General features: G+C 39.5%; 18 protein-coding genes. All 18 read right to left on the reverse strand.

Features of this window, described 5'->3' with window-relative positions; all coding sequences use genetic code 11:
• Positions 1–32: 32 nt before the first annotated feature.
• Positions 33–770: a FliA/WhiG family RNA polymerase sigma factor gene (locus tag NT178_13290; protein MCX5813498.1), complete on the reverse strand. Its 738-nt coding sequence runs from the start codon at positions 768–770 to the stop codon at positions 33–35.
• Position 771: 1 nt separating this feature from the next.
• Positions 772–1,515: a MinD/ParA family protein gene (locus tag NT178_13295; GenBank protein ID MCX5813499.1), complete on the reverse strand. Its 744-nt coding sequence runs from the start codon at positions 1,513–1,515 to the stop codon at positions 772–774.
• Positions 1,482–2,540: a DUF87 domain-containing protein gene (locus NT178_13300; protein MCX5813500.1), complete on the reverse strand. Its 1,059-nt coding sequence runs from the start codon at positions 2,538–2,540 to the stop codon at positions 1,482–1,484. The genes NT178_13295 and NT178_13300 overlap by 34 nt, the downstream gene beginning before the upstream one ends.
• A complete protein-coding gene (flhA, locus tag NT178_13305; protein MCX5813501.1) occupies positions 2,530–4,590 on the reverse strand; it encodes a flagellar biosynthesis protein FlhA in 2,061 nt (686 codons plus the stop codon). Before flhA ends, NT178_13300 begins: the two co-directional genes overlap by 11 nt.
• Positions 4,590–5,654: a flagellar biosynthesis protein FlhB gene (flhB, locus tag NT178_13310; GenBank protein ID MCX5813502.1), complete on the reverse strand. Its 1,065-nt coding sequence runs from the start codon at positions 5,652–5,654 to the stop codon at positions 4,590–4,592. Before flhB ends, flhA begins: the two co-directional genes overlap by 1 nt.
• A 3-nt stretch (positions 5,655–5,657) precedes the next feature.
• Positions 5,658–6,428, reverse strand: a complete 771-nt coding sequence (gene fliR, locus NT178_13315; GenBank protein MCX5813503.1) for a flagellar biosynthetic protein FliR — start codon at positions 6,426–6,428, stop codon at positions 5,658–5,660.
• Entirely contained in the window at positions 6,429–6,698 is a 270-nt protein-coding gene (gene fliQ, locus NT178_13320) for a flagellar biosynthesis protein FliQ (GenBank protein ID MCX5813504.1), read from the reverse strand.
• Between the two features lie 13 nt (positions 6,699–6,711).
• Positions 6,712–7,467: a flagellar type III secretion system pore protein FliP gene (fliP, locus tag NT178_13325; protein ID MCX5813505.1), complete on the reverse strand. Its 756-nt coding sequence runs from the start codon at positions 7,465–7,467 to the stop codon at positions 6,712–6,714.
• A complete protein-coding gene (locus NT178_13330) occupies positions 7,464–7,736 on the reverse strand; it encodes a flagellar biosynthetic protein FliO (protein ID MCX5813506.1) in 273 nt (90 codons plus the stop codon). Before NT178_13330 ends, fliP begins: the two co-directional genes overlap by 4 nt.
• Positions 7,736–8,047: a flagellar motor switch protein FliN gene (gene fliN, locus NT178_13335; protein ID MCX5813507.1), complete on the reverse strand. Its 312-nt coding sequence runs from the start codon at positions 8,045–8,047 to the stop codon at positions 7,736–7,738. The genes NT178_13330 and fliN overlap by 1 nt, the downstream gene beginning before the upstream one ends.
• Before the next feature lie 103 nt (positions 8,048–8,150).
• The gene (gene fliM / locus NT178_13340; GenBank protein ID MCX5813508.1) at positions 8,151–9,131 is read right to left on the reverse strand and encodes a flagellar motor switch protein FliM; all 981 of its coding nucleotides are present in this window, start codon (positions 9,129–9,131) and stop codon (positions 8,151–8,153) included.
• A 9-nt stretch (positions 9,132–9,140) separates the two neighbouring features.
• On the reverse strand, positions 9,141–9,656 hold the full coding sequence (locus NT178_13345) for a flagellar basal body-associated FliL family protein (protein MCX5813509.1): 516 nt from the start codon (positions 9,654–9,656) through the stop codon (positions 9,141–9,143).
• 416 nt (positions 9,657–10,072) lie between these two features.
• The gene (locus NT178_13350) at positions 10,073–11,884 is read right to left on the reverse strand and encodes a flagellar hook protein FlgE (GenBank protein ID MCX5813510.1); all 1,812 of its coding nucleotides are present in this window, start codon (positions 11,882–11,884) and stop codon (positions 10,073–10,075) included.
• Between the two features lie 9 nt (positions 11,885–11,893).
• The gene (locus NT178_13355; protein MCX5813511.1) at positions 11,894–12,514 is read right to left on the reverse strand and encodes a hypothetical protein; all 621 of its coding nucleotides are present in this window, start codon (positions 12,512–12,514) and stop codon (positions 11,894–11,896) included.
• On the reverse strand, positions 12,514–14,160 hold the full coding sequence (locus tag NT178_13360; protein MCX5813512.1) for a hypothetical protein: 1,647 nt from the start codon (positions 14,158–14,160) through the stop codon (positions 12,514–12,516). Before NT178_13360 ends, NT178_13355 begins: the two co-directional genes overlap by 1 nt.
• A 125-nt stretch (positions 14,161–14,285) precedes the next feature.
• Entirely contained in the window at positions 14,286–14,663 is a 378-nt protein-coding gene (locus NT178_13365; GenBank protein MCX5813513.1) for a flagellar export protein FliJ, read from the reverse strand.
• Between the two features lie 140 nt (positions 14,664–14,803).
• Positions 14,804–16,132: a FliI/YscN family ATPase gene (locus NT178_13370; GenBank protein ID MCX5813514.1), complete on the reverse strand. Its 1,329-nt coding sequence runs from the start codon at positions 16,130–16,132 to the stop codon at positions 14,804–14,806.
• Positions 16,113–16,733 carry a FliH/SctL family protein gene (locus NT178_13375; protein MCX5813515.1) on the reverse strand — a complete coding sequence of 207 codons (621 nt, stop codon included), beginning with the start codon at positions 16,731–16,733 and terminating at the stop codon, positions 16,113–16,115. Before NT178_13375 ends, NT178_13370 begins: the two co-directional genes overlap by 20 nt.
• Position 16,734 lies beyond the last annotated feature (1 nt).

Here is a 16,734-nt window from a genome sequence, read left to right on the forward strand (position 1 = left end):
TTTGTTAGTTATCGAATAATCCGGATTAAACTTTAGCCGTGAATGCGTTTTTTTATGGTTGACCTTAAAGCAATTATGGCCTGCGAATGTATTTGGCAAACCCTTGCTTCGGTAATTGAAAGTACCTTGGCTATTTCTTTCATGTTCATATCTTCATGATAATAAAGGCTGAGAACAATCTTTTGTTTTTCAGGAAGCCTTTCAATTTCCTTTGCAAGTATCCCCTCCAACTCGTGAAATTCTGCATATTTTTCCGGGTTATCGTTTTCATCCGTTACATAATTGATGATTTTTTCCCTGTCTTCTCCGATTGCTTCATGCAAATCTTCTATGCTCAGAATAGAAAGATTTTTATAGTCTTTCATCAATGATAAATAATCTTCAAAGTCTATATGCATTTCCTCGGCTACTTCTTCTTCCTTGGGATATCTGCCGAGCCTGTTTTCAAGCTTCCTTATGACTTCTTCTATCTTTTTTGTCTTAGACCTTGCGCTTCTCGGGAACCAGTCTCTTGACCGGAGTTCATCTATCATTGCGCCCCTTATCCTGAGATAAGCAAATGTATTTAATTTTGCTCCCCTTTTTGCATCATACTTCTCTATCGCTTCAAGCAACCCTACAATGCCGGCAGATATAAGGTCTTCTATCATATTTTTTTCTTCAAAACCTTTTGAAACCTTGTAAGCAAGGTTTTTAATAATAGGAATAAATTCTTCAACAATTCTTTCCCTTTCATCCTCTATATTTTGAGCATATGCCCTTTTCCACATATCAGGATACCAGCCTGTTGCAGATTTTTAAAAGCGCCTTTGTTGCCTGCGTATCGGGAAAATATTTAACCCATAATTTCTGTTTTTTCGTGGCCATATTAATGTTTCTATCCATCGGGATATAACCGATAAAATCAAGGTAAACATCCAGGAATTTATCTGTCACAGAGAGAAGTTTTCTGTATATCTCAAGACCCTCCTGCTCGTCTTTTGCCATATTCACTATAATATTAAAATCCCTCCTGCCTGTCTTTTTATATAAAACTTTAATAACGGCATAGGAATCGGTAATACTTGCCGGGTCGGGTGTAACAATAATAATAATATCGTTGCTGATTGAATTAAAATAGATAACATTGGAGGATATACCGGCAGAAGTGTCGATAATGAGGAAATCGTATTCAGGCAATTCCTGGAAAGAAGAAAATAATATGTTTTTTTCCTCTGCAGTAAGGCTGGAAAACTCGCTGATACCGGATGTGGCAGGGATAAGCCTGACGCCGCCCTGACCTTCAACTATAATCTCCCCTATACTCTTTTTCCCTTCAATCAAATCTTTTATATTGAATTTAGGAACCAAACCAAACATGATATCTATATTCCCGAGGGAAAGGTCAGCGTCAAGGATGTATGTTGATTCATTATTTGACCCAAGTATATAAGCCATATTTGAAACTATGGACGATTTGCCGACCCCGCCTTTTCCGCTCGTTACTGCAATAATCTTTTTTCGCCTGTTTTCCATATGTTTCCCTCTAAAAGTATTTTATAAAATGTTTCGTGGTTCGGCGTTAAAACATCACCAATACCCATACCTGTTGTAAGACAACAAACCGGTTGTTCTAAAAAAATAAGATTGTGACAAATATGGCCAAGAGTTTCTTCCTCATCAAGTTTTGTAAAAATAAGTCCGGCAATATTCGAATCGCTGAACCGGTTGCAGTAATTCCTTATCTTTTCGTCTCTTGCGCCAGCCGGTAAAAGAATGATTTTTTTTACATCTTTCAATCTTGTTACAACCCTCTTTTGCAAATCAATGTATCCTGAAATATCGATAATCTTTCTCGTCCTGTCTTTTGCAATTTTCAGAAAAAGATCTTCCTCGCTTGAAGCAAAAGAAAAGGGTATGCCGTTGCTTTCTGAAAAAATTATATGCTCATCCCAACATCCTTTTCTTGCAGGATCATATACCAATACTGAAACATCCTGTTTCATATTTGAAAGCAACTTGGAAAGTTTTTTTGCTGTCTGTGTTTTTCCTGCACCAGTAGGCCCCAGCATTAAAATATGTTCATTTGAATTGACTATATCATATATCTTTATCCTTTTTGCTATTGCATTCCTGAAAAAGAAATTGGCCTTGGCATTGTCATTTGCAAGCACGCCTATCTCGCCGTAAATCTCAGAAATCATTGAAACAGCAAGTTGAATATCAAATCCATTTTTCCTCATCTTTTCAAAAAAAACTTTTAGGGGTAACGGATATTGTTTTACTCTGTCCCTTACTATTTCCAATTCTAAACCCGTGATTTTTTCACTTAAAAATTTTGTGGTTTGGCTCCATATTTCTTCTGTCTTCTTTCTAAGTGCTCCTGTATTATCTTCTTCAAATTCAGGATCATCATCCAACCCGATTGATATTTCACAACTTTTCCTTGAGCTTTTGCTGTTATTTTTAATGTCCAAAATTATGGTATCCGCACCATATTCCTCCTTTATCCTCTCTATTCCTTCCTTTATATCTTCAAAAATATATGTTTTAATTTTCATTAATCTTTATGACCCCGCTTGTTTGTATTCTGATCTGCGGTGGGATTTCGTTGTGTGAAATTACTGTAATACCATGGATATACCTTTCAAGAAACCTTCTTAATTTCCCCCTTGCGACAGGATGGACAAGCAAAATCGGCTGTACATTCTGGAGCATCGCCTTTTTTGCCTCATCCCCTATTTTTTCGATCAATCTTTGACTAAATGTAAGGTCAAACGCAAACAGTCCTCCCTGATCAGAGGGCTGCACACTGTTAATAATCTTTTCTTCAAGAGACTTTTCAAAAATCAGAATATTCAATATTCCATCCGTGAGGTATGGTTTTAAAATATTCCTGGAAATGCGCTGTCTAACATATTCGGTTATCAGATCAGGATCCCTCACGCTTGAAGATATATCAGCTACGGCTTCGAGTATCGTTACAAGATCTCTTATTGATACCTGTTCTCTGAGAAGATTCTGCAGAACTTTTTGAATAACCCCTATATTGATCTGGGTTTGAGATAGTTCCTCTACAACTTTCGGGTGTGTAGACGATATCGTCTCAACAAGCTTTTGCGTCTCCTGTCTTGTCATAAGGTCGTGGGCATTATTTCGTACTATTTCCGTCAAATGCGTTGCAATGACTGTCGGATGATCTACAACCGTGAAACCCTCGGTAATACATTTATCCCTGTCTTTTTCCTTAATCCAGATTGCATCAAGATTAAATACCGGCTCCTTTGCGGGTATACCATCCACAACATTTTGTCTCTCCTCGGATCCCATAGCCAGAACATGCCCGAGAAGCAATTCTCCCCTGCCGACTTCTATGCCTTTTAAAAGGATAATGTATTCACTGGCTTTTAACTGAAGATTATCCCTGAGTTTCATCGGCGGAACCATTATGCCAAGCTCGAAAGCCATTTGTTTTCTCATTGCCCTTATCTTACCAAGGAGCTCTCCGCCTTGTTCAGCGTCTACTATCGGTATAAGTCCATAACCTATTTCCAATTCAATAATTTCAAGAGGCTGGATAAGTTCCATTTTCTCTTCTTCTACACGGATCTCTTCCGGTATAACTGCCGCTTCTTCCTGTTCCTGTTTTTTTACCAGGTAGCCCATACCGAAAGTACATGAAGAAAGTATTAAAAAAGGCATAAGGGGAATTCCTGGAACCATACCGAGAGATAATATAACAATGGATGCAAGGGTCATTGCCTTCTGCTGAGTCAACATCTGGTTGAAGACATCCCTGCCAAGATTAGAATCGCTCGCAGCCCTTGTGACAATAATACCTGCAGCAGTTGAAGTTAAAAGCGCAGGTATCTGGCTAACCAGACCATCGCCAATAGTCATTATGGTATACACCGACAACGCATCATCAAAAGACATGCCTTTTTGGGCAACACCAATTAGCAAGCCGCCTATTATATTTACAAAAATTATAATAATGCCGGCAATCGCATCGCCTCTTACAAATTTACTTGCACCGTCCATTGCACCATAAAAATCTGCCTCAAGCTCAACTCTTTCCCTTCTTTGCCTCGCCTCCGTATCATTCATAAGACCGGCGCTCAGGTCTGCATCTATGCTCATCTGCTTACCCGGCATTGCATCAAGTGTGAATCGCGCCGCCACCTCGGCAACCCTGCCTGCACCTTTTGTTATAACAACAAAATTAATGATTACAAGGATCAGGAAGACAACTGCGCCGACGATATAATTCCCGCCGACAATGAACGTGCCGAATGCTTGAATAACACGGCCTGCGGCATGCGAGCCTTCATCACCATGAACAAGAATCAACCTCGTGGATGCTATGTTTAGAGAAAGTCTGAAAAGTGTTGTAATAAGCAAAATAGAGGGAAAAACCGAAAAATCAAGCGGCCTGTGTATATACATGCCTATAAAAAGAATAAGTAAAGATATGGATATGCTTAATGTTAAAAATATATCTATAAAAAAACTGTTTAGCGGAACAACCATGATAAGTATAACAAAAACAATACTTACCGCTATTACTACATCGCTTTTCTCTCTTACATATTTGACAAAATTACTATTCACTATAGTGTTATCCTGTTTTTCTTTCTATATATCTGTGCAAGGAGCTCTGCTACAATCAGATAAAATTTTTCCGGTATGCTATTGCCAACTTTAACAGAATAGAACAGCGCCTGGGCAAGCGGCTTGTCTTCTCTCAATGGAACACCGTGCTGTATTGCTACTTCTTTTATCCTTTGCGCAATAAATCCTGCACCCTTTGCCACTACTTTTGGCGCGGGCATCTCTTTTGGATTATATTTAAGCGCTACTGCAAAGGTTGTCGGGTTTGTAATAATTACATCGGCGGTTTTTACATCCTCAATCATTCTCCTCCTCGACATTTCCCTCTGGAGGCTCCTGATCCTCGATTTAATAAGAGGATTACCCTCCCTGTCCTTATATTCCTCCTTTACCTCCTGTTGCGTCATCATCAGTTCTTTCCTGTGCTGCCATCTCTGAAACAGATAATCCAGTCCGGCAAGAAACAATAAAACAATACTGACCTTTAAGGCTAAACGGAAAGATGTTTTTCCAAGGTATTCCATTATCAGTTTTATGTCCCTGGAAGGCAGAGAGATTAAATCCGGCAATTCCTTAATAATGAGCGAATATGATATATATACAAGTATAACAATCTTTATAAGAGATTTTAAAATCTCTACTGCAGATCTCTTTGTAAACAACTTTTTTATTCCCTCAACAGGGTTAAGTTTTTCAAAATCAAATTTTATGGATTCAGAGCTCCACATAAAACCGGACTGCAAAACGCTTCCCAATACAGCGATTGCACTAAGCAGTGCAAAGATCGGCAGGACAAGCCACAGCCATTTAAATATACCGAAAGATAATATGCTGTAAATATTAGAAATATTTACATCAAGATCGATATTTTTAACGTAACTCGTATACACCTTAAACATCTCGCCAAAACCATAGGACAACGAAAAGTACAAAAATATAGAAGTGAAAAGGATTGCAAAACATGAAGACAACTCCTTTGACTGGGGAACCTGGCCCTTGTTTCTTGCATCTTCGAGCCGCTTATCGGTCGGCTGCTCTGTCTTTTCCTGAAAGGAATCAGCCATGCATTACACCATAAGTCTCATGATTTTTAAAACTCCCATATCCATACCCCTGAAAATATTAACTATAGAGGTAGTCATAATGCCCAGCGAAAGAGAGAGTACAACAAATGTTATTAATATCTTCATAGGCATCCCTTCGATAAATATATTAATCTGCGGAATCATCCTCGAAAGTAAGCCAAATGCCAGATCAACAATAAAAAGTGTTACTATTAACGGTGCGCCTATCCTCAGTCCTATTGAAAATATACTGCTGGTAAGGTTGCCTATATGATAAAACAGGGAATTATTCAGAACAGCTGCACCGATAGGAAGTTCCTTAAAGCTGAGAAATATACCTTTAATCAAAATATGGTGGGCATCAATAGCAAAAAAAACAATGATAGTGAGTATATTAATGAATTGCTCCAATACAGACACCTGCGTCATGCTGACGGGATCCATAAAACGGGCAAAACCGAACCCGGTCTGAAAGGCTGAAACCTCTCCGGCTGCATAAACTGTTGAAAACAAAATCCTCACAAAAATACTAATTGTCAACCCAATAAAAACCTCTTTAAGAATCAGTAACAGCATATAATATGTATCGCTGCTAAGGGTTTGATTCACACTCACAAGGTCAAAAAGCAAAAAGGATATGACTAAGGATAGTCCTGCTTTAAATGAAACCGATACGGCCCTTGATGAAAATAAAGGCAAAAGCCACAGGATAGAGGCTACCCTGAAAAAAACCAGTATAAACTTTTGACCGCTTATATTAATATCAATAGGCATCTATCTCACATAAACAGGGATATTTGAAAAAAGATTTATTGTATACGTCGTGAGAACGTTTAACATCCAGGGGAACAAAACCATCAGACACGCCGCTATGACAAGTATCTTAGGTACAAAAACCAGCGTCATTTCATGTATTTGTGTAGCTGCCTGAAAAATGCTGATCAGCAAACCGACAACAATTGAAGCAAGTAATGCCGGCGCCATTACCATAAGCGTTGTTTTAAGAACATCTCTGAAGATTTGAACTATAAGATCCTGGCTCATCCTTTTCCTCCTTTTAAAAACTTTTGATCAATGAACCCACAAGTAGATTCCATCCGTCTACAAGCACAAAGAGCATAAGCTTGAAAGGCAGAGATATAAATATCGGCGGCAGCATCATCATACCGGCAGCCAGAAGCACACTCGCTACTACCATATCAATAACAAGAAAGGGAATATACAAAAGAAATCCTATCTGAAAAGCCCTTTTCAATTCACTTATTGCAAATGCAGGCACAAGCACCCGCATAGGGATTTCGCTATGGCTTTTCGGCTTATTTAAGCCTGCAATATTTATAAAAAGCGCTAAATCCTTCTCTTTTGTATATTTAAGCATAAAAATACTCATCTCCTTCGATGCACTCGTAAGGAATTCATCAAAGCCTATTTTATTACTCATATATGGAGATAGCGCATTCATATGCACCTTTTCGTAAGTTGGGGCCATAACAAAAAAGGTTAAAAACAGTGAGAGTCCCACAATGATTTGGTTCGGAGGGAGTTGCGGCATTCCGATTGCCTGCCTCAGAATAGACAAAACAATAACAATTCTGGTAAAAGAACTCATCAGCAAAAGAATTGCCGGGGCAAAGGTTAAAATCGTGAGAACCGTTACAATACTTATAAGATTTTTGTTGCCCTCACTCGTGGTGAGCATGCCCAACAAGTCGCTTTTCCCCTGTGCTTTGTCTTGAGTATTTGCTTTTGCATGAACGAGGACAGGTATAAAAAATAGGGAAACGATAATAGTGATGATCAATAAAATTTTCATGAGCCTTTGTCCGCCTTTTTCCATTTTGCAAGAAGTGTCAGGTCTTTCTCCCCAACGCCAACAACCAATACGTACTCATTAACTTCTATTACAGAAACATATTTTTTGTATCCCAGATAGATTGAATCCTGTTTTTTCAGGTTATAATCAGATTTTTCCTGTCTCAGGTTACGTTTGAATTTTCCGGCGTATCTATATAACAGCGCCATACCGGAAACAATCCCCAGAAGAATAAAAACAACTTTAATAACATTAATATATATATCCATTATGCAAGCTTTTGAACTCTTTCCTTAGGCGTAACAATATCCATAATCCTCACGCCTAAACGTTCGTTCACAACAACTATCTCACCCTTGCCGAGAAGTTTTCCGTTAACATAAATATCGACAGATTCACCGGCAACCTTATTTAATTCAATAATTGATCCTTTTGAAAGCGAAAGAAGTTCTCCGATAGCCATCTTCGTTCTCCCAATTTCAACAGAGATTTCAACCGGTATATCCAGAAGGCTATCAAAGTTCAACTCAAACTTCTTCGAATTACCTGTCTGCTGATTTTCAATTAAAAGTTCTTCCATCTTGCCTCCCATTTTTTTTCACAGGTATCATAAAAGATACCACCTTGCAGGCTGATAGCATTCAAATTTAAATCTGTGCTCTGCCTTTTATTCTCTTGTCTTTTCAATTGATCCCTTCCTCTATCATAACTGCCTTGCTTCCCTTTAAAATACCCAACTTACCTTTAAATTTTATTTTATCGTTTATTAAAATATCAACCGGGTCATCCACACATCTGTCCACCATTATTATATTGTCTTCGGTAACCTTTAAGAAGTCTTCGAGAGACATTTTCCGTCTTCCAAGGACAGCCTTGATCTCAAGCGGTACATCCGAAGTTCTTTCCATGAGTTTTTTGAGCCACTTTTCCCTCATATCCATATCCTCACGGGAAGGGGTTGAAATCAGATAACTCTTGATAGATTCAAGTATACCGTAGGGCATGCATATCTTAATCCAACCCGTAATATCACCGATCTCTACCGAAATCTCGCAAAGACTTACCGTTTCTTCCGGAGACACCATGGTAATATAGTTAGGGTTCATTTCAGACCTGGAATATTTGCATTTTATCTCATAAACAGGCGTCCACGCCTTTTCCATTTCTACGGAAACAATGTCTACCATCTTCTTTATTACGCCTATTTCAATCTTCGTAAATTCCCTTCCTTCTATCCTTGTGACCGATGCGTTCGAACTCCCGAAAATAGTTTCCAGCACTGAAAAAATCAGCTTTGCATCAAAAATGACTATAAAAAACCCTTTCAAATTTTCTGTAACAACAATATTCATATTTGTCGGAAGCGGCAACGTCTTTATAAACTCTCTGTATTCGATGTACTGCATAGGACCTTGCTCCATCTCAACATCTTTCTCAACAAAAAGGGAGAGCGCTGATCTAAAAGATTTTGCAAATCTGTCGTATATAAATTGCAAAGCAGGCAAATTCTCTTTTTTGCTTTTTGTATATTTAACAAAATCAAACGTTTGAACTTCTATTTTCTGCTCAATTTCAGCTTCGACTTCCTTCTGAGGCTCTATTTCTCCTTCCGACAAACCGCTCATCAAAGCATCGATTTCTTCCTGCGACAGTATCTGTTCCATTTGCTCCCCTCACTGGATGATAATATCAGTGATATATATTGCCGTTAAATCACCCTGATCTTTAAACATGTTTTTCAGAGCATTATATAATTCCTGTTTAATAGCATTTCTATTGTTCACATCCATAAGCATCTCAGGTCCTTTAGTGCCAAGCACTGAAAGCACCCTGTCTCTCACTATGGGCACCATCTTTTTTGCCTCTTCAAGAACTTTGACATCTTTCAGTTCAATCCCTATGGACACCTTTGCAAATCTTGAGCTATTGCCTGATATATTAAAAAGGAACGGCTCAAAGGACAGTATGGGACCAACTGCTTTTTCCTTCTTTTCTTTTTTAGGTTCAACTGTCCCTTCGGGTGTGCCGGAAAACTGCTGTATTATCTTGTCTCCAAAAAAGAAATAAGTTCCACCGGCACCGATAATCAATGCCAGAAAAACAATCAATAATATAAGCTTGAATTTTCCCTTCTTTTTTTCTTCCGGTTGCTCAATATTTTCTTCCTCTATTTGTTCTTCTTCTTCCATACACCCCTCCTTCAACATTATGCAAAAGCAATATATATGCCAAAGGAAACATTTAAAAGTAATGTGTTATAAGTTATGAGTAAAAACAGAATGTTACAGATATGTAGCCATTGATTTTATCTGCATTGCATAGTGTTTTGAGAATCCTTGAATCTCAGGAGACAGTTTTAATGTTGGAAAGAAATACACCCATGTCATCCAATTGACATAAAACAGATAGTTCTTGATAAATAATATTTTAAAGGATTTTTCAGAAAAAACTGGGGCAAACAACGGAAGATGGGCTTAAGCATTTGAACAATGGACCAAGAATTGGCTGTCGTGATTTTTTTGATGGAAAGAAACATAAAATATGCTACCCTGCGGCTTACCACAGGATAGCATATTTTATGTGACAAATATTAAAGGAACTATTCTTATCTCTTCAGGTTCATAAGCTCCTGCAGTATCTCGTCCGATGTGGTAATAACCCTGGAATTGGCCTGGAATCCTCTCTGAGCTACGATCATCTTCACGAATTCCGTTGCAAGATCAACGTTTGACTGTTCAAGGGAATTGGGGTTTATCTTCCCGGTCCCCGAAACACCCGGTGCATACTTATATGCATCTCCTGTTTTGTTGTTTGCAGAAAAAAGGTTATTCCCTTCCTTTGTGAGCCCCACCGGGTCACCGAAATTTGCAAGGGTTATCTGATACTGGTCAATAATCTGTCCGTTAGAATAATGGCCTGAGATGATGCCGTCAGCATCTACGGAAACACTGGTGAGGGTTCCAGGCGGGAACCCGTCCTGTGCCTGGTAATTGGTTGCTGAGTCTATGGGGTATTGCGTCATGGGATCTTTCGTAGTGCCACCGGAAATAGAAGAAAGTGTCCCAAAGGACAGATTAATTGGTTGGTTCTGCTTGGCAGGTGTAGTAAAATCAAACATGATCTGATGATTGGAGCCCTCGCCCTGCAGTACGCCCGAATCATTGAATGTAAGGTCGCCGGATGAAGCCAGAGTATTTTCGCCCGTAGACGCATCGCCCGCTCCCACAACAGCCGCCCATTCCCATATACTGTTCAATGATGAATCAATATTAGACTTTCTGAAATATGTCGTAACGACATGAGACTGGCCATTGGAGTCATACACAGTTATGGAAGAAGAATAATTCGAAGTGGCTGTCGGGCTATCCACGTTAAAGCCCGAAATATCGAATGTCTGGGAACCAGCAGCAAGGGCTGAGGCGGTAATAATATCTAAGCCCAAACCCTCAAAGTTGGCTATGCTGGCTCCTGCCGTTATCACTTTGCTTTCAACGATTGGAGTTCCTATAGTGGTCGTTCCATCAGGTCCGACCCGCTGAACCGTAACAGTCAATAGAGGGGCATTAATAACAACCGGAGCACCCGCTGCTTCACCCGTCACCGCTTCTTTGACCACTATTGATTTAAAATCTGCGGATATTGAAGCGATAGTGAAGGTTGTATTGTTGCTCCCTGACCCTGTTACCGTAAACGTATCTCCTACTGAGAATACATCGAAAATAGCATGAGCATCGGCTATTGTTTTTGTTGCTGCGGTAAATGATATGTCTGCTCCTGATCCTGCTGTAAGTGCTGTTACGGCTGTATAACTACCGGCAATCGGCCATTTTCCGAGCGTATTGGTTACTGTGGCCACACTTGTCCCGGCTCCACCAAGGCTGCCTACAGCCCCCTTCCATTCAGCATTCGACTGTAGGTTTACCGTCATATCGATCGCCGTTGTAATCTTGGGGTCACTCGGCTTTTGTGAAATGATTATATCTGTATCAACGCCTACTGCCTTCTGAGTCGTCTGGTCTATCGCTTTGCCCTGTAAAATAAGCCCTGTAGGGTTAGCAAGGTTGCCATCCTTGTCGAATCTGAATTGTCCTGCCCTTGTATAATATTCTGTCATATTGCCTTCCGGTGCTTTTACAACAAAAAAACCTTTACCACCAATGGCAAGATCCGTAGGCTCACTTGTGCTTTCAAAAGAACCCTGGGCAAACTGGGTATCAACCGTAGTCAGCGTGGAACCCCGGCCAACCTGGCTTGCACCCGCTGTTCCGTTTATGGATTGATATAAAAGGTCCGAAAAGGTGGCTCTGCTCCCCTTAAATCCAATGGTATTCACATTGGCAATATTATTTCCAACCACATTTATTGCCTGACTGTTTGACATCAAACCGCTGATCCCTGAGAACATAGAACCTAACATACATACCTCCTATTCTTTAATTTGCCTGATTTTATCTACAGAAAAACTTTCCCCGGTCCCGGCAATTAGAAGTGGCGTTCCACTTGTCGTCATATCCACCCCTTTTACAACCCTGTACGCACTCGCCGTACATCCAACCTGCTTATTGTTTTTTAATCCCATAGTTGCCATGGTTACAACATCATCACCATCATATGTATATACCAATGGTTCTCCCTTTTTAATCCTCACCTCTTTTGTGGACCCGTCACTTGCGCTTTTTAATGTCAAGACTACCTCATCGAAATCACCAGACGGCGTCAAATAAACCTGATCTCCTTTTGAAAGAACGTTGCTGTCTACATTCATCTTCTTGCCGATTGTCGAAATCCATTGGGTCATATTACCGTTTTCCGCTGTTTTTTTCATTGCATCCAGTGAGCCTGCTATGTTCTGCAACTGCTCGACCTGGGTCAACTGAGAAAGTTGACTGAGGAACTGATCTGCTTTCATCGGGTCTAAAGGGTCCTGATATTTTAACTGAGATATAAGAATTTTTAGAAAAGCGTCTTTATTGACAAAGTTTGTTGAATTATTTGTTGCTGTTGTTGATGTTGCTGTTGTTGCGCTATTCACAGCCTGTACTGCCATTACACACCTCCTTGTACTGATGTTTCTAAGAACTCTACAAAATCTTTCTGCTTTGCCGTTTCTTTGGGATTTCTCTGATTTTCCCGTTTCGCTTCCCTTTTATCGAAACTACCATTCCCGTCCGGGTCAACAAAAATATTTGTATATACATTCTTTTCCTCCAAGCTACGCATAATATCGTCTTTATTGGTTTGCAATATATTTATCAGCCCTCCGTTTGCAGTCTTGATATCAACTATAACCCTTTGTCCCTCGTTTCTAAGCCCGACCAGCAATGTATCCTTATCATTAATTTTTAATCTGACAATCATATCCATAGATGCGCCTTTGGCTGAGTATTGCTCAACAATTTTCTCAATTTTCTCCGTCATAACGGATGTAAACGACGCTTCCTTTACACTATTGTGTCTCTGCGTTTCTTGAACAAGGGCATTTTCAAAATGATCCTGTTTTGAATAGGACAAAAAATCATTATCCTTAAACGATATTTTTATGTCCTTGCTCTGCGGCTCCACAACCTCCTTCTTTTGATTCATTAAAGATTCATCAAACAACTTTTCTCCCTGAGCGAATAAAACCTGGAAGCCGCCTCGTCTGCTATTAACGTTCTCGTTATCCAAACCAAATTGTTGGTGTTCTGTATTGGATGATTCTTTATTGTAGCCTCCCCCCTGCTTTATGGTATCGGCTATTTTTCTTGCTAAAATTTCAATATTGTTGTTTATATCACTATCCACATCGTTCAAAGTTTGTTTTTGAGCACTTCCCGATAGCATGGAATATGTATTTGTATTGTTCTCTTTATTCGATGCCCCAGGTATAAAACATTCCGTAGGAAGACTTTCTTTTTTAGTGCCATCACCCTGCGCTTCATTATTGACAAACTGTCCGGGATTAGTGCCATCACCCTTCGTTTCATTCTCGACAAACTGTTCGAGATTTAAAAAAATATTATTAATAACCGGTATTGCTGCAGCATTTCCCGTTGACTGCAGCGGCAAAGGCTTCAAGGTATCTCCTTTTTCCACTATTTCAGTCAATTCCTTAGACAAAGAATAACTGTTCCCCTCTTCTTTAGTGTTTTCAGTCATGTTCTCAATAGAGATCAAAATCTTATCACCGGTAAGACCTTCCTCTGCATCACTATCCATAAGCATATTTTTTGCTGCGAGTTCACAGACAATCCCGGTAATATCGAGTTTAACCGTCTCCTGATTGTTCAAAGCTTCGGAAATGCTGCTAAGAAGATGCAGTATGACACTGATAGAAGCAGCATCAGTTCCTGAAGGATCGATCTTAATAGTATTATTATCCTCTGTGCTGCTATCTTCTTTTCCGGCCGATTGCTGCTGTGACTGATCGCTGCTGACAACACCCGCATCCTTCCCGTTTTGGGTATTTGCGTTTGAAATATTCTGAAGTAAACCCAGAATTAACGGGTATATATCCTGTATGCAAGGCTGTTGAGTAACAACTCCGTTTCCCATACCCATTTCATCACCCTTTAAAAAACCGGCATTCATAATGTTATGGAGGATGCTCAAAAAATTCTTAGAGTCTCCTTCCTGGCAGGCTGATTGTTCGTCAGACATATTCACTGAACCCGTAAATCCCATAAACGTGTTATTGATGAGTAAATTTTCCATACCCATATATATAACAAATTTCGTGCCATTAAAAATAATATAATTATTTTGATAAGTTGTATATTTTGCAGTGATTATTTATTGGAAATATGGGGGAAAATTATTCCCGGGAGGGAAATTATTTCCTATTTCCTCTCATCAATTCTTGATGCCAGTTCATCCAGCATTTTCTGCTCTTTTCTGTTTTGTGATTTTTTGATGATTTTTAATTCCTTTGATTTTAGTATTTCAAGCATTTTGATTTCTTTTATCAACTCAAAGAGTTCAGCCTTCATAATATCCATCTTAGCTCTTAACTTTTCCCTTTGCCCGATCATCTCAAGTTTTTTATTTTCAAGAAATATTATATATTCCTTTAATACATAAATATCATTACTATTTGATGAATTTACAGTTAATTTATTATAATTTATATCAATGTTACCGTATATATCATTAATATCATTCGTTATTCTTTCTATCTCAGCAGCAGCAACCTTCATTTCATTTCTCTTATCATCCATTATATTTTCTTTTATTTCTATGATTCTTTCGATTCGGAGTTTAGACATAGTAACTGCGGTAGATAGTGAATAGTGAATAGTGTTTAGCCGGGATTAGCCGCAGACTATTGTCATGCAAGGCATGGATCAACTGTGAGATTCTATACATAAAATAATATCTTCATGCTGTTAAATGCATCTTCCAGGGTAACTTTTTGATCCACGCTCTGAGTCAGGAAGGCTCTTGCCTTATCTATCATGGATATTGCATAGTCAATTTTCTTGTTGTTTCCGGGGTTGTATGCTCCAATATTGATTAAATCCTCTGCCCTGTCATATTCTGATAATATCTCAACTATTTTGCTTGAATATTCTATCTGCTCTTTTGACACAATGTCCTTCATTGTTCTGCTGATACTCTTTAAAATATCAACAGGCGGATAGTGATTTATATCCGAAAGCCTTCTCGAAAGAACAACGTGGCCATCAAGAATGGCCCTTGATGAATCCGCAATCGGGTCATCAAGGTCATCGCCTTCAACAAGAACTGTATATATTGCCGTCATGGTGCCGTCTTCTTCCTCACCATTTCCCGCTCTTTCAAGGAGTTTCGCCAGAAGAGAAAAGACGCTCGGCGTATAGCCCTTTGATGTCGGCGGTTCACCAATGGCAAGCCCTACTTCCCTTTGCGCCATGCTAAAGCGTGTCAGGGAATCCATCATTAAAAGCACGTCGTTACTTTTATCCCTGAAATATTCCGCAATAGCAATCGTTAAAAAGGCACCTCTCACCCTGATCAAAGGAGGTTGATCTGAGGTTGCTACGATAATAACAGAGCGTTCTATCCCTTCCCCGAGGTCTCTCTCTATAAATTCCCTCACCTCCCTGCCTCGCTCTCCTATAAGCCCTATAACATTGACATCCGCCTCCGTATGCCTCGCTATCATACCGAGAAGAACGCTTTTACCCACGCCTGAACCGGCGAATATACCAATCCTCTGTCCCTTACCGCAGGTTAAAAGCCCGTTCATGCTGCGTATCCCAAGATCAAGCGGTTCAGTAATCCTTTTTTTCTTCATGGGGTTAACTGTATCCCTGTATATCGGAATCACGTCAGAACAATTTATCGGGCCCTTACCGTCAATCGGGTTCCCGAGACCGTCTATAACCCTTCCGAGGAGCCCTTCGCCTGCCAATGTGTTTACAGCCTGCTTCCTTGAAAGTATCTTTGAACCTATGCCTACGCCTCTTAAGTCGCCGAGAGGCATAAGCAGGGTCTTCCCGTCTTTAAAACCTACAACCTCAGCATCAATAGGCGGGTTTCCGTCTACCGGGTAAATAAGCGCAGCATCCCCAACCGATGATATGGGGCCTTTTCCTTCTATTACAAGCCCCACAACCTGATTTACTTTACCATACACCTTATAAGGGTAGAAATCTGTGAGCGCTTCTTGAATAGAAAGTATTTTTTCATCTATCTGCATATCCATTGCAAAACTCTTTTTTCAGCTCGTCTATTTGAGTAGCAATTGTTCCATCTATATCACCAAAATTGGTTTCAATAATAAAACCTGGGTCCTTTAACGAATCATCCGGTATAACTTTTAAAGGATATATACGATCTTCGGATATATACTGAACATCCTCCCTTCTCATTCTAATGGTTATCCCACTCTTTTCTTCACAAATTTCCAAGGCTTTTTTTGCCATATTCACAGTAATATCCCTATTTTCTTCACATTCTTTTAAAACAATTGCCTCTGCAAACACAAGCGCCAACTCAACTGACAGCTTTTCGGCTTTTCTAAAAAGCTCTTCCTTAAGCGCTGACAGCGCAGCAATATCTCCATTAAGTCTCTTTATAAGAGGCTCAACCTTTTTCATACCCATTTCATGCCCAGCTTTTTCCCCTTGAATATATGCATCTTCGAACACCTTCCTTGCCTCGTTTTCTACATCTGCAGCCTTATTACCCATCCGTGTCTTATTATCTGATAACAGAGGAGTATTAAAAAAAGATACGAACTCGTGGCTACCATCTTTACTTTCATATTCATCAACAAAATTATTTAAGGTAAACGGTTTAACCATC

The sequence above is a fragment of the Pseudomonadota bacterium genome, from assembly GCA_026388255.1.
Classification (GTDB): Bacteria; Desulfobacterota; Syntrophorhabdia; order Syntrophorhabdales; family Syntrophorhabdaceae; genus JAPLKB01.

Bases quoted from the DNA above. Each gene is read 5' to 3' on its own strand.
- NT178_13375 (MCX5813515.1), bottom strand. From the start codon at position 16,733: ATGGTTAAACCGTTTACCTTAAATAATTTTGTTGATGAATATGAAAGT.
- fliM (MCX5813508.1), bottom strand. From the start codon at position 9,131: ATGGAACAGATACTGTCGCAGGAAGAAATCGATGCTTTGATGAGCGGT.
- fliR (MCX5813503.1), bottom strand. From the start codon at position 6,428: ATGCCTATTGATATTAATATAAGCGGTCAAAAGTTTATACTGGTTTTT.
- NT178_13350 (MCX5813510.1), bottom strand. From the start codon at position 11,884: ATGTTAGGTTCTATGTTCTCAGGGATCAGCGGTTTGATGTCAAACAGT.
- NT178_13370 (MCX5813514.1), bottom strand. From the start codon at position 16,132: ATGGATATGCAGATAGATGAAAAAATACTTTCTATTCAAGAAGCGCTC.
- NT178_13360 (MCX5813512.1), bottom strand. From the start codon at position 14,160: ATGGAAAATTTACTCATCAATAACACGTTTATGGGATTTACGGGTTCA.
- NT178_13355 (MCX5813511.1), bottom strand. From the start codon at position 12,514: ATGGCAGTACAGGCTGTGAATAGCGCAACAACAGCAACATCAACAACA.
- fliQ (MCX5813504.1), bottom strand. From the start codon at position 6,698: ATGAGCCAGGATCTTATAGTTCAAATCTTCAGAGATGTTCTTAAAACA.
- fliP (MCX5813505.1), bottom strand. From the start codon at position 7,467: ATGAAAATTTTATTGATCATCACTATTATCGTTTCCCTATTTTTTATA.
- NT178_13330 (MCX5813506.1), bottom strand. From the start codon at position 7,736: ATGGATATATATATTAATGTTATTAAAGTTGTTTTTATTCTTCTGGGG.
- NT178_13365 (MCX5813513.1), bottom strand. From the start codon at position 14,663: ATGGATGATAAGAGAAATGAAATGAAGGTTGCTGCTGCTGAGATAGAA.
- flhB (MCX5813502.1), bottom strand. From the start codon at position 5,654: ATGGCTGATTCCTTTCAGGAAAAGACAGAGCAGCCGACCGATAAGCGG.
- NT178_13345 (MCX5813509.1), bottom strand. From the start codon at position 9,656: ATGGAAGAAGAAGAACAAATAGAGGAAGAAAATATTGAGCAACCGGAA.
- NT178_13290 (MCX5813498.1), bottom strand. From the start codon at position 770: ATGTGGAAAAGGGCATATGCTCAAAATATAGAGGATGAAAGGGAAAGA.
- NT178_13295 (MCX5813499.1), bottom strand. From the start codon at position 1,515: ATGGAAAACAGGCGAAAAAAGATTATTGCAGTAACGAGCGGAAAAGGC.
- fliN (MCX5813507.1), bottom strand. From the start codon at position 8,047: ATGGAAGAACTTTTAATTGAAAATCAGCAGACAGGTAATTCGAAGAAG.
- NT178_13300 (MCX5813500.1), bottom strand. From the start codon at position 2,540: ATGAAAATTAAAACATATATTTTTGAAGATATAAAGGAAGGAATAGAG.